This window comes from Mycobacterium sp. (assembly GCF_040509115.1).
Taxonomy (GTDB): domain Bacteria; phylum Actinomycetota; class Actinomycetes; order Mycobacteriales; family Mycobacteriaceae; genus Mycobacterium.
In genome coordinates, this window is sequence record NZ_JBEVLO010000343.1 from 15,451 (window position 1) to 28,084 (window position 12,634).

Consider the following 12,634-nt stretch of genomic DNA (forward strand, 5'->3'; position numbering starts at 1 on the left):
GGTGTCGATGGCGATGTCGATGTCGACGTTGATGGCGATGTCCTTCCGTCGACTGCGCGTCACGGGCGGTGCCTGACTCCCTCAGCAGCGCCCGCCGCCAGCGCCTGACCCCGCACCGCGGCATCGCCCAGCGCAAGATCAACGGCGTCGAGGAGACTCTGATCCAGGGTGATGCCCGAGGCCGCGACGTTGGCACGGACCTGCCCCGCCCTGGACGCGCCGATGATCGCCGACGCGACTTCGCTGCGACGAAGGACCCACGCAAGAGCGAGCTGTGGCAACGCCATATCGGCGTCCTTGGCGGCCCCCGAGAGGCGTTCGACGGCTTGCAGCGCGGCCGGGTTCCAGACAATGCCCTTGGCGACGTTCATCTCTTCATGCGCGAAGCGCGAATCGGCTGGCAGGTCCTCACCAGCTTTGTACTTTCCGGTCAGCATGCCTTGGGCCAGCGGCGACCAGACGACCTGGGCGATCTGGTGTGATGCGCACAGGTCGAAGACTTCGTCCTCTGGTGCCTGCCACAGCATGGAATATTGTGGTTGCGACGCCGCGAAGAGATCAGATCCCCCTAAGGCGACCGCGGCCTGGATCTGCTCAGGCGTCCATTCGCTGAAGCCGAGGTATCGCGCCTTGCCTTGCGCTACGACCTTCTGAAACGCCTCCACGGTCTCCTCGATGGGTACCTCGACATCGAATCTGTGCGCGTAATAGACGTCGACGTAGTCGGTGTCCAATCGGCGTAGCGACGCGTCGATCTGCTTGGCGATCTGAGCCGCAGACAGCCCGGCGTCGGTGTCGGACATCGGCGAATACACCTTGGTCGCCAGTACGTACGAATCCCTGGGACGATCGGAAAGGAGCTTGCCCCAAATGGTCTCGGCTGCTCCCTGGCCGTAGGCGTTGGCCGTGTCGAAGAAGTTGATGCCACACTCGAACGCGGCGTCCAGGCATTCGCGGATCCGCTGCTCGTCGATGCCACCGGCGGCGGTCAGCCACGATCCGAGCGAAATCTCCGATACGTCAACGTCAGTATTGCCCAACTTACGGTACTGCATGCTGCACTCCTCTCGATGTTCGCCAACAACGGCGGCTGCCTGAGGCGCCCTTCGTGCTATCCCCGCGCCTGCTCCGTTCGCTCGGCCCGGACCTCTGCGTACGGCCTTGGCTCTATTCGCTTGGCGGGACTGGCTGTTCGGCGCGACGGTGACGCCAACGATGCCGGCCAGTCAGGCCGGCGATGGCGCGGCAGGTGCCCGGCTCTGCGACGAAAGCAGAGCTGCCGTCGCGGTCACCGAAAGCGTTTGGTAGCCAACGACGATCTCACCGACAACGGGGTTGATGAAACACACTCTCCGTGCAAACGCTCTTGAACGTGGTTGTATGCCCCGAACGGCACGATTCTCTCATCCCGTTGTTCGAGTCGCGCATGGCATGCCCTCTCAACCGACGCGGTCTCGCACTCTCACACCGGCTGAAATCCGAAATGGATTACGGCGCAACCCTTGTCCACAGGTCGTTGAAGGCGACACTGTCCAGGAGCACTTCGGCCCGAACGACGCGGAGGTCGTGCATGTGGAGGAACCACGCGAAGGTATTGCTATACGGCTTCCCGTCGAGCGCCGTGCCGGAAGCGTCGAAGAACGCGATCACGGTGTCTCCCTCGGCATACAGCCGGCGAATGACCGGTGTGAGGGCAGTCGAGAACCGCGCACCGAAGGGCTCCAGCACCTTGGCCTCCAATTCGGCCTTGCTGGTGTACGTCCCCGCGACGATCACGCTGCCGGCGACTTCCCATGTCACGTCTGCATCGAGCAGGTCGAATATGCTGCCCGTGCCTGCACTCCACGCATCGAAGGCCGAGCGCACCCGCGCAAGGTTCCGTGACTCGGTTTCTGACTCGGGCCCTGCTGACACGTCGCCGCCCCTCGGCTCGCCGCCAACCATTCCGAGGCGCGATACGATCGCCAACGGCGCGGCCACCAAGGCGAATATGCGGGATCCGTAACTCATGACTGCCTCATTTCTTCAACGTTGATTGCCATCCATCCACCGGGCCGGCAGGTGCGTCGCACCTTGCCCGGCGAGCTCTCATTGGTGAGGATCGCCTCCGCCAGACGCCGCGCACGTCGTGTTCGCGGCGTGCCGTCGAGCGAACTTACGCACGAATGTCCTGAGGATCACGCCCATCGGACCCAACGGAGAGTCTCTGAGCGGGACGATGCGCGGTGCGCGGTAGCCGGGCCGCCAGTCCTCGCCGCGTCGCGTCGATCAACTCCGCGCGCATCCGACGTGACAGTGCCGCGGTCGGAATCAAGCCACCCGACCCGTGGAATGCGCCCGGAAACAGATGCAGCTCGGCCGCAACACCGTCCCGCAAAAGCTGCTGAGCGTACGCGATGCCTTCATCGCGCAGCGGATCGAATTCGCACACACAGACATACGCCGGCGGCAGCCCCGACAGGTTCGTCGCACGCGACGGCGCAGCAAAGGGCGACACCGCATCACCTTCGGCATGTGAGCCCAGGTAATGGCGCCAGCTCTCAACCGCGTTCGGCAGGTTCCACATGGGTGTGTCGACGAACTGACGCATGGACGTCGTCTGTAGCCGATCATCGAGCGCGGGAACGTCCAGGAATTGGAAGCGCAGCGCCGGACCGCCCCTATCACGGGCAAGCAGCGTCGTGGCCGCCGCAAGGCCAGCACCCGCGCTCACCCCGCCGATCCCAATCCGATCGATGTCGACAGCCAGCTCAGAAGTGCCGTCGGCAACCCACCGAAGCGCGGCGTAGCAATCCTCGAGCGCAGCGGGGAAGGGATGTTCGGGAGCTAGGCGATAGTCAACCGATACCACCACCGCCCCGAGCTCGGCGGCGAGCAGCGCAGGCAATTCCTTGTCGCCATTCGCGTCGCCCAGCACGAACCCGCCACCATGCATGTAGACGAGTGCTGGCAGCGCCGAGCCCGAATCGGGCGAGAACACCAGGACCGGCACGTCCGGAGCTCCTGCGGGTCCCGGCACAGTCCTGGCTTGCATCGAAATGCCCTCGGGCATGGAGAAGGGGGCCTCGGACTCCGCGGCCGCCATGAGTGCGCGTGCACCAGCGAGATCCCGAATGTCCAATGTCGGAAGCATGGAGATCCACGGTTTCAGCTCCGGGTCGAACCTGTAGCTCACTGCGGCCTCCTCCTGATTGATTGACTCCCAGTGTCACGAGTTGGGTTCGGCCGGTCATCATCCATCCGGCGCTGTCTCGGCGTCCTACCGATCCGATTGGATAGCTCCGGTGTCCGGTGAGCTGGACGAAGACCGGTATTGGCGATCGCACCGTTGGGGGGTACTTTGGAGGTTTCGTTGCCGGCGAGGTTCGAGGTGAAACCGTGCGTGGGCTCTTGCTGAGGCTGTCGGCACTGGATGCCGACGCCGAGAGCGCTGTCCGGCTGATCACGTTCTTCGATTCGCTTGTCGAGCAGGAAGTCAAACTGGAGGAGCTGCTGCGCAGCGCCGCCATCGTGGCCGGCTGCGCAGTAGGTATCCAGGACCTCGACGGGCAGTTCGCGGCCCGGGCGCTTCCTGACGGGACGTCGGACAGCGAGCGCGCCGGACGAGGAGCCACCTTCAGGAAAGTGGCGGCGGGCCATCATGTGTGGATCGGACGCAGTGGTGAAAGCTCACTCGCGCTCGATGAGCTACTGCTGGAGCGTCTTGCGATTGCCTCCATCCCCACCCTCGGGCGCGGAGATGCACCGACCCTGCTGCTCGGTGACCCCGCACTCCTGGAGTTGGCGGTCGGAGGTTCGACAGCTGCCCCGGAGCGAACGCGTGCCATACATCTGCTTGGTCTCAAACCTTGCACTTCGTTGACCCTGCTCGCGGCCCTTGGCCCAATCGACGGCATCGACGCCCTGGCAGCCGGATTGGTCGGCCACGGCTCCCGCCCACGTCGGGCGATCATTGGCACGGTGCACGCCCTGGCAGTCGTCGGTACATCCCCGCCCGACCTCGCCACGCCCGAAGGCGTCACGGTCGGAGTCGGCTCGACTGGATTTGCCGTCGACATGCCGTCGTCGTGGCAAAAGGCCCTCCGCGCGTTGCGTTACGCCACCCCTCGCACGGAGCGCACCGACACGGGCGCTCATCCGGTGGTCTTTGCCTCAGATCTAGGCCCGTTCGAGCTCTTGGCCGCCCGGCTTCGCAGCGAGGACATCCACGGAATCGTCGACATCGACGTGATCGATGAGCTCGCGGCCGAGCCAAACGGCCTTGGCGTGCTCAATGCCCTCAACGTGGTCGTAGAGGCCGGTTCGTTGCGGGAGGCCGCCCGCCAAATGCACCTGCATCACAACTCGGTGTCCGCCCGGTTGGCGCGCGCCGAGGAACGCTTGGGTTATCGGGTTACCGAGCCGAGCGGGGTTGCGCGGCTACAGCTCGCCCTCGCGCTGCGGCGCCTCCGCGATACCGATCTACTGGCCTGAGCTCCTACTGGCCTGAGCTCCGCCACCGCGTCGCACCGCCATCGCATCTTCGCCGCCTGGCGACTCCCATGGTCGAACCCGACGCCATGTGGAGGGTGACGGCAGTCACTGTGACGCCGAATACTTTTCACCATGGAAAGTGATTCAAGGCACAGATCTCCGCCGTCGCCATGGGCGGCGCGCCTGCAACGCGGGGTGCAACTCCGCGTTGCAGAGCTGGCACCCACTCCGTGATCTCACACTGTCGACGAAATGACTTGTCGCACAAATCATCTGAAGCTTGGATAGCAGACCTCGCCGGAGACTCGCGGCAGGCACCACCAGAACCGGTCGTCTGAAGAGCTGTTTGGCAAGCGCCCTTTCCCTCATTCGCCATCCACGGCCCGAAGATGCGTGGCCCAATTCTGTTGAAGGAGAAGTTGATGCAACTCAGACTGAACGTGAAGCTGTTCTCAGCAGTCGCCGCCGCCGGTGCCATCGTCGCGATGGGTGCACTGGGCTTCGAACAGCCGAGCACCGGCGACACGGCGTACATGGCGAGTGCACGAGGTTGGAGTGCCGCGACAACGACGAAGACCGCGTCGCCCCGGGCACCCGAGACCCCTTTCGCGGCCCCGACTTTCACGGCCGCTCCATGCCCCAAGAGGGCCACCTTCCCGTGCTGACACGACGTGCTCTCTCGAAGCGCCGGGCAAGTCATGCGCCAGCGCTGCTGCGCATACCGAAGACGTGAAAAGGTTGATTCAGGTTGTGGGTCAGAGTGTTTGACGACTATGGAACGCGCGGGCTCGTTGCGGGCCAGGGAGTTTCACCGTCGTGCTGACCGCCGGCGTCGAGCTTCATCACGGCAGCCCCACGTTGCCGCGAACACCGACGCATATGTGCCGTGCGTCGACGCACCGTACCTGCGCCCATACCACCCTCGGCGGTCCCGCCGCATGCCGCGGGTGGGGCGCCGCTCGCCAGACGGCGACGCCAGCGACGGAAGTCGACGCCACATGGCGGGTGACCGAGGTCACTGTGCTGTTGGACACTCTCAACATGTCAATTTCATTGGGAGGCGCTGCCGTCCAATCGCACGGCATCGGGCCCTTTGCGGCGGTGCCGTGGCGGACTCTCCGGCGGGCGTAGCGACCGATGTCGATCTCGTCGGGTCGATGGTGGTGAACGACTCGCGCCATCCGGGGACAGATCGGTCGACAACCGCGAGCGACGAAGACATCCGCAACGAATGCGGAAAGCGGAACCGCACGGTGTGCGGCAATTCAAAGGAGATTGCGGAATGTCCACCATCGCCGAAGGAACAGACAACGGCACCGACACCACCCCAGAGGAGGTCGACGTCGTCGTAGTCGGTGCCGGGTTTTCCGGGCTCTATGCATTGCATCGGTTACGCAGGTCCGGGCTCAGCGTGATCTGTTTCGAGGCCGGCGACGGCGTCGGCGGAACCTGGTACTGGAACCGGTACCCAGGCGCACGCGTCGACATTGAAAGCGTCCAGTACTCATATTCTTTCGACGATCAGCTGCAGCAGGATTGGCACTGGCCGGAGTTGTTCTCACCGCAGGAGGACCTGGAGAAGTACATCAATCACGTGGCCGACCGGTTCGAGCTGCGGCCGATGATCCGCTTTGGGGCCCGAGTGAATCGGATGCAGTTCGACGAGGGCATCCGGATGTGGCATGTGTCGACTGAGTCCGGTCACCGGGTGACGGCCAAATACGTCTTCGCCGCCACGGGTCCACTGGACGCGACGAACATCCCGCAGTTCCCCGGACTGGAGAATTTCCAAGGGACGCTGGTGCACACGTCGCAATGGCCAAGGGAAGGCGTCGATTACGCCGGTCGACGCGTCGGCGTGATAGGGACGGGCTCCACGGGGGTGCAGGTGGTCCCGGAGATGGCAAAGGACGCTGGGCACCTTCACGTGTTCCAACGAACCCCGGTGTATACCGTGCCTGCCCACAATCAGCCCCTTGATTCGTCCTACGAACGGGATTGGAAGGAGCACTATGCCGAACGCCGGGCGATGATGCGGCGCCACCCGAACGCCCTGGTGCTCCCGATGCAGGGCCACGGTTCGATCTTCGACTACACGCCCGAGCAGCGGCTGAAGATTCTCGAAGAGGCTTGGCAGGCGCGCAGCGGGCTGCTGTTCTTCTTCCTGTTCAACGACGTCATGCGGGACATCGAGGCGAACGACGTTGTCGCGGAGTGGTTTCGCGGAAAGATCCGCCAGATCGTCGGGGACCAGGAGGTCGCCGAGATGCTGTGCCCGAAGACGTACCCGCTTGGCACCAAGCGGTTGAGCATCGACAGCGGCTACTACGAAACGTTCAATCGCGAGAACGTCACTCTCGTCGACGTGCGCAGCAACCCGATTGTCGAGGTTACGCCCGCTGGCTTGCGAACCACCGCTGAAGAATACGACCTGGACGTGCTTGTTATGGCAACCGGGTTCGACGCGATGACCGGTTCGCTGACCCGAATGAACGTCACGGGCCTCGGAGGAGTGGACCTCGCGGACAAATGGGCGGACAAGCCGTGGAACTACCTGGGCCTGATGGTCTCCGGGTTCCCCAACCTGTTCATGGTCCACGGCCCAGGAGGCCCCGGCGTGGTCGCCCAGATGGTGACGCAGTGCGAATACCAGATCGATTGGTTCACCGACCTCATCGATCACATGGAAAGCCACGCCTTGGCCACCGTCGACACGACCCACGACATCGAGTCGGAGTGGTGCGACGAGCTCGCGGAGGTGGCCAACCAGACGCTCTTTCCGCGAGCCGACTCCTGGTATGCGGGCGCCAACATCGACGGAAAGGCCCGCAGCTTCATGATCTGGGTCGGCGGTTTCGACGTCTTCGCCGACAGGTGCGACGAGGTCGCCGCCAACGATTACCGAGGCTTCGTGCTGAAGCCATGAGTCCGCAAGGAGGAAATATGACGTCGATCTCCATCGAGGATCGGCTGCTGATCGTGGACCTGCAAGCCCGGTATTGCCGCGGGCTCGACACCCAGCGCCGGGACGAGTTTCTCGGCACGTTTTGGGAGGACGGGGTACTGCACAGCTCGCTGGCTGGAGGCGAGTTCGCCGGGCACACCCGGATCGCCGAATGGTACGACCGGATTCACAGCGAGCCGGACTTCAAGCCGTTCCACTGGGGACAGCACCGCCCGGCCAACGTGATCTTCGACGACGCAACGGTGGACAAGGCGGTTGTCTGGTGCCAGTTCGAGCTGCTCACGCGGTCCGACGGTGTCCCTCAGGTGTCTTCCTACGGCGAATACCACGACGTCGTCACGAAACGCCATGGTGAGTGGCGCTTCAGCCAGCGGGTGATCCAGCTGGCGGCCAACGCCTTTGGCCCGACCGATACATGAACCGACGATTACCAAGACGAGAAGGAGATGACATGGTCGGTCGACTAGAAGGCAAGGTCGCGTTCGTCACCGGGGCGGCCCGTGGGCTGGGCCGCAGCCACGCGGTGCGGCTGGCCGAGGAGGGGGCTGACATCATCGCCGTCGACATCTGCGCACCGCTGCCGACGGTGGAGACGTACCCCGCAGCCACCCGCGCGGATCTCGACCAGACGATGCGGGAGGTGGAAAAGCTGGACCGCCGGATCATCGCCACGGTGGCCGACGTGCGGGACCACGGGGCGTTGCAGAACGCCCTCGCGGAGGGGGTCGCCGAGCTCGGCGGGTTGGACATCGCCATCGCCAACGCGGGAATCGTGAGTTTCGGTTCGGCCTTGGAACTCAACGAGAACCAGTGGCGCGACGTACTGGACATCAACCTCACCGGCGTCTGGAACACCGCGAGGGCTGCGGCACCGCATCTCATCGCGCGCGGCGGAGGGGCTCTGCTGTTCGTGAGCTCCATCGGTGGTCTCAGAGGCATGATGAACGTCGCCCATTACGTCTCAGCCAAACACGGCATCGTCGGGCTGATGCGGACGATGGCCAATGAGCTGGCGCCCCACCGGGTCCGCGTCAACACGGTCCACCCGACCAACGCGGACACCGACATGATCCAAAACCCCGGCACCTACCGGATGTTCGCGCCGGACGCGCCCGAGCCGACCCAGGAGGCGGCGTTGCCTGCGTTCGTGGGGATCAACGCGCTCGAAGTCCCGTGGGTGGAGCCCGTCGACATCAGCAACGCGCTGCTGTTCCTCGCCAGCGACGAGGCGCGCTACATCACGGGTGTCACGCTTCCGGTAGACGCTGGGGCGATGGTCAAGTAGGCGTTGGTCAAGTAGGCGTTGGTCAATTAGGCGATGGTCAAGTAGGCGATGCAAGTAATGGACATGCCACGACAGCCCCGCGCGGGCTCTTTGGAGGACACCTAGTGACTAAACCCAACCTCGGCCGTTACGGCGTGTTCGGTCTCGGTGCGCCGACCCCCGAGCAGGCCAAGGAGATCGAAGCCTTGGGCTATGGCGCTGTCTGGGTGGCAGGGTCGCCACCCGCCGAGCTCGAGTGGGCGGAAGGACTGCTGGAAGCGACCCAGACGCTGTGCGTGGCCACGGGCATCGTCAACATCTGGGCAACCGATCCGGGCGCGGTGTCCGCGTCGTTCCACCGGATCGAGAAGGCACATCCCGGCCGCTTCCTGCTCGGCGTCGGAGCCGGCCATCCCGAATTGCACCAGCAATGGCAGAAACCCCTTGAAGCGCTGTCCGAGTATCTGGACGAGCTTGACCGGTGCGGCGTCCCGCGGGAGCGTCGCGTGGTCGCAGCCCTTGGCCCCAAGGTTCTGAGGCTCGCCGCTGATCGCGCCGCGGGCGCGCATCCATACCTGACGACGCCGGTGCACACGGCACGCGCGCGCGAACTCATGGGCCCCGACGCATTTCTCGCTCCCGAGCACAAGGTGACGTTGAACGCCGACCCAACTCAGGCCCGCGCCATCGGTCGCAGGTCGTTCGAGACGTCGATCCAGAAGAGGAACTACCGCAACAGCTGGAAACGGCTCGGCTTCACCGAGGACGATCTAGCCGACGGGGGCAGCGACGAGCTGGTCGATGCCGTCGTTGCGCACGGCACCACCGAAGACGTGGCCGCGCGGCTGAACTCATTCCTTGCCGCAGGGGCCGACCACATCCCGCTGCAGGTGCTCGGCGATGCCGACAAGCTGTCCGTGCTCGCCAAGCTCGCCGAGCCCCTTGGTTTGCGACGCACTGAAAACTCGATTGCACGGGGAGCGCCGTCGTGACTGTCGGAGCTCCACATGACCTCGCGACCGCGCACCCGCTAGCCGACAACAGGATCGTGATAGTCGGTGGCGGTTCGGGTTTCGGGTTGGCAACCGCACGCGGCGCAGCCGAGGCCGGCGCGAAGGTGGAGGTGATCTCGCATAGCGATGCGAGCGTCGCGCACGCGATCGCCCAGCTGCCGCCCGGCGTCAGCGGGCACGCCGTGAGCGCGCTCGACCAAGCGAAACTCGCCGCCGTGTTCGGTGACATCGGTCCGATCGACCATCTGATCTACACCGCAGCGGACAAGCCTCTCGCGGGTCCGATTTCGACCATGCCGGTCGACGATGTCCGGCGGGCATTCGAAACCCGCTATTTCGGCGCACTGAACACGATCGGCTGCGCGGTCGAACACGTGCGGAGGTCCATCACACTCACCAGTGGCGCGGCATCGATACGACCGCGCGCCACGTCAGGTGTGCTCGCGAGCGTGTGCGGCGCCATGGAAGGACTGATGCGGGCGCTGGCCGTCGAACTGTCCCCGATCAGGGTCAACTTGGTTCGCCCAGGGTTCACGAACACCGGGATGTGGGCAGACCTCGATGAAGACACCCGAGGCGCCTTGTTCCAGCAGACGGCCAACACGAATCTGGTGGGTCACGTCGGCGAGGCGGTCGAGGTCGCCCGCGCGTATCTCTACTGCATGACTTCGACTTATGCGACCGGGTCGATCGTCACCGTGGATGGCGGTTACGCGTTGACCTGACGCGCTACGGAGTCCGGCAGGAAAAGGAATAGTGAATCGGCTCTGGCTGTTTCGCGATTCTCGGGCTCGCGCATGTCGACATACACCTCGGCTTCGGGTGATCTCGCCGTCCGGCGAAGGCGCCCTATCCAGACACCGCCACGTGGAGGGTGACGACGTTGAACGCAGTGTTGGAGACTGGGGGACAAGACCCGTTACCTGTTGCGGCACTGCCACTCTCATGACGCCCAGCGCGGGCTGACCCGCCGAACACACGGGCCCCACTTCGAACCATCGGCCACTTGCAAGGAATGAACCATGACGCTCTCCGCAGACATCGATCTCCCCGACGACAGCTCGGCCACCGCCAATGCGCGACGCGCGATCGTCGACAAGTTGTTCGCCGACATGTCGGCTGGCCGGGTCGAGGAGTGCGTTGCGGCATTCACCGACGACCTGAGGATGGAGGTGCCGTTCCAGTCGCCGGGCATGACGTGGAAGTGCCGCAGTAAGGCCGATCTGCGCGCCCTGCTGACCTGGGTGTCGGAGAACTTCAAACCGTTCGGCATCACCGCGTCGCAGAGCTGGGAAATGACTCCAAACGGACTCGTCGCACTCTATGCCACCGACGCAATTCGTCACCGCACCGGTCGTCCCTACCAGAACGACTACGTCGGCCTCTTCTTCTTCGAAGGCGGCCTGATCTCCAGATGGCTCGAGTACCACAACCCGATGGTCACCGTCGTCGCACTCGGTCGGTAGCCGCCATGACCGACATCAGTGGGCGCGCCCAAGGTGGCGTGACCTCGCCGGCGCAAGGCCTTGGCTTGTGCGACGTGGTCGAGTCGCACAGCCGGTACCGGAGCGACGCGATCGCCCTCATCGACGACGCCGGATCGGTCACGTGGTCCCAGCTGCGCGAGCGCATCGCGCGGATGGTCCACGGGCTGACGGAACGCGGTGTCGAGCGAGGCGACGTCGTCACCGTGGCCGACGGCATCTGCATCGACTACGTCGTCCTCTACTACGCCACCGCTCGCCTCGGTGCCGTCCTCGTCCCGCTGAACTGGCGGCTGAACCGTGCATCGGTGCTGTCCTTCATCGACAGGACGAACCCGAAACTCATCCTCGCCGGAAGCGAGCAGCGTGATCTCGTCGATCCCGGTGCAGACCACGTCATCGCCGATGACGTCGACGCCACGTGGGCCGAGCAACTCTGCAGCACGCATGCCGCAACGGCCCCCTCGCACGCCAACTCCGACGATCCGCACCTCATCATCTTCACCAGCGGGACCACGGGCGTCCCGAAAGCGGCGGTGCTGAGTCAACGCGGCACCATGTTCGACGCCTACGGGGGAGCACTGGCTTCAGGTCTGCGACCTGACGACCGACTCTTCGTGTATCAGGCGCCGTACCACGGCGGAACCTGGGCGCTCATACGGCAGTACATGCTTGTCGGCGGCTCGGTGGTGCTGACACGGTCGTTCAACGCCGCCAGGGCACTGGAGACCATCCGACAGCACCGATGTACCTCGTTCTTCGCCGTACCGCTCGTGCTCCAGGGACTCGTCGAGGCAGAGAACTTCGAGGAGGCGGACCTCTCGTCGCTGCGGCACGTCGTCTTCGCGAGCTACGACCCAAATTCCGGGGTGCTACCGGTGATCGAGCAGATACGTCGGCGCGGAACCCCCCGGATGACGATCGAACACATCTACGGGCAGACCGAGAACAGCTCGCTCATCACCACCGCCCGACCGGAAGTCTGCGAAGAGGACATCAGCTCGGTGGGAACTCCGGTGCCGGGGGTGCTCGTGTCGATCCGCGACGCCGACGGCGCTGAACTCCTCCCCGGCGAGGTGGGCGAGATCTGCGTGCGGTCAAGCTCAATGATGATCGGATACCTGGACAATCCGGAGGCGACCGCGGAGGCGTTCCGCGGCGGATGGCTCCACACGGGCGACCTTGGCCAAGTCGGCGAACGCGGAATGCTCCACATCGTCGGACGGCTCAAGGAGATGATCCGCACCGGCGGCGTCAACGTGTATCCGCGCGAGGTCGCGCAGAAGCTCGGAGAACACCCGTCGATCCGGGACTGCGCCGTCTTCGGCGTGCCCGACGCGCGCTATGACGAGCGCGTCGCCGCGGCGGTCGTGACGTCCGACCCGCACCTCACGCCGAAGGACGTCATCGCTTGGACGCGCGAGCGGCTGGCCAG

The 12,634-nt window shown here is 64.7% G+C and carries 12 protein-coding genes; 9 read left to right on the forward strand and 3 right to left on the reverse strand.

Features of this window, described 5'->3' with window-relative positions; translation table 11 throughout:
• Nucleotides 1-59 precede the first annotated feature (59 nt).
• The 3 genes from ABW137_RS24015 to ABW137_RS24025 all read right to left on the reverse strand — a co-directional run bounded on the left by ABW137_RS24015 (nucleotide 60) and on the right by ABW137_RS24025 (nucleotide 2,992).
• Complete coding sequence (locus tag ABW137_RS24015) at nucleotides 60-1,055, reverse strand: aldo/keto reductase (protein WP_526403959.1); 996 nt, start codon at nucleotides 1,053-1,055, stop codon at nucleotides 60-62.
• Nucleotides 1,056-1,488: 433 nt separating this feature from the next.
• On the reverse strand, nucleotides 1,489-2,010 hold the full coding sequence (locus ABW137_RS24020; protein WP_526403960.1) for a nuclear transport factor 2 family protein: 522 nt from the start codon (nucleotides 2,008-2,010) through the stop codon (nucleotides 1,489-1,491).
• A gap of 145 nt (nucleotides 2,011-2,155) precedes the next feature.
• Complete coding sequence (locus ABW137_RS24025; RefSeq protein WP_526403961.1) at nucleotides 2,156-2,992, reverse strand: alpha/beta hydrolase; 837 nt, start codon at nucleotides 2,990-2,992, stop codon at nucleotides 2,156-2,158.
• Nucleotides 2,993-3,378: 386 nt separating this feature from the next.
• On the opposite strand from ABW137_RS24025, the gene ABW137_RS24030 reads away from it, so the two are divergent.
• From ABW137_RS24030 to ABW137_RS24070, 9 genes are all read left to right on the forward strand, one after another.
• Entirely contained in the window at nucleotides 3,379-4,473 is a 1,095-nt protein-coding gene (locus ABW137_RS24030; RefSeq protein WP_526403962.1) for a helix-turn-helix domain-containing protein, read from the forward strand.
• Nucleotides 4,474-4,895: 422 nt separating this feature from the next.
• Nucleotides 4,896-5,138 carry a hypothetical protein gene (locus ABW137_RS24035; RefSeq protein ID WP_526403963.1) on the forward strand — a complete coding sequence of 81 codons (243 nt, stop codon included), beginning with the start codon at nucleotides 4,896-4,898 and terminating at the stop codon, nucleotides 5,136-5,138.
• Nucleotides 5,139-5,755: 617 nt separating this feature from the next.
• Entirely contained in the window at nucleotides 5,756-7,399 is a 1,644-nt protein-coding gene (locus ABW137_RS24040; protein ID WP_526403964.1) for a flavin-containing monooxygenase, read from the forward strand.
• 17 nt (nucleotides 7,400-7,416) lie between these two features.
• Nucleotides 7,417-7,857 carry a nuclear transport factor 2 family protein gene (locus ABW137_RS24045; protein WP_526403965.1) on the forward strand — a complete coding sequence of 147 codons (441 nt, stop codon included), beginning with the start codon at nucleotides 7,417-7,419 and terminating at the stop codon, nucleotides 7,855-7,857.
• 32 nt (nucleotides 7,858-7,889) lie between these two features.
• A complete protein-coding gene (locus ABW137_RS24050) occupies nucleotides 7,890-8,723 on the forward strand; it encodes a mycofactocin-coupled SDR family oxidoreductase (RefSeq protein WP_526403966.1) in 834 nt (277 codons plus the stop codon).
• Between the two features lie 104 nt (nucleotides 8,724-8,827).
• Complete coding sequence (locus ABW137_RS24055) at nucleotides 8,828-9,694, forward strand: LLM class F420-dependent oxidoreductase (protein WP_526403967.1); 867 nt, start codon at nucleotides 8,828-8,830, stop codon at nucleotides 9,692-9,694.
• A complete protein-coding gene (locus ABW137_RS24060) occupies nucleotides 9,691-10,440 on the forward strand; it encodes an SDR family NAD(P)-dependent oxidoreductase (RefSeq protein ID WP_526403968.1) in 750 nt (249 codons plus the stop codon). Before ABW137_RS24055 ends, ABW137_RS24060 begins: the two co-directional genes overlap by 4 nt.
• A gap of 297 nt (nucleotides 10,441-10,737) precedes the next feature.
• Entirely contained in the window at nucleotides 10,738-11,181 is a 444-nt protein-coding gene (locus tag ABW137_RS24065) for a nuclear transport factor 2 family protein (RefSeq protein WP_526403969.1), read from the forward strand.
• Between the two features lie 5 nt (nucleotides 11,182-11,186).
• The coding region (locus ABW137_RS24070) for a class I adenylate-forming enzyme family protein (RefSeq protein ID WP_526403970.1) at nucleotides 11,187-12,634 on the forward strand (1,448 nt) is incomplete at its 3' end.

Bases quoted from the DNA above. Each gene is read 5' to 3' on its own strand.
- ABW137_RS24020 (WP_526403960.1), bottom strand. From the start codon at position 2,010: ATGAGTTACGGATCCCGCATATTCGCCTTGGTGGCCGCGCCGTTGGCG.
- ABW137_RS24040 (WP_526403964.1), top strand. From the start codon at position 5,756: ATGTCCACCATCGCCGAAGGAACAGACAACGGCACCGACACCACCCCA.
- ABW137_RS24045 (WP_526403965.1), top strand. From the start codon at position 7,417: ATGACGTCGATCTCCATCGAGGATCGGCTGCTGATCGTGGACCTGCAA.
- ABW137_RS24015 (WP_526403959.1), bottom strand. From the start codon at position 1,055: ATGCAGTACCGTAAGTTGGGCAATACTGACGTTGACGTATCGGAGATT.
- ABW137_RS24050 (WP_526403966.1), top strand. From the start codon at position 7,890: ATGGTCGGTCGACTAGAAGGCAAGGTCGCGTTCGTCACCGGGGCGGCC.
- ABW137_RS24035 (WP_526403963.1), top strand. From the start codon at position 4,896: ATGCAACTCAGACTGAACGTGAAGCTGTTCTCAGCAGTCGCCGCCGCC.
- ABW137_RS24065 (WP_526403969.1), top strand. From the start codon at position 10,738: ATGACGCTCTCCGCAGACATCGATCTCCCCGACGACAGCTCGGCCACC.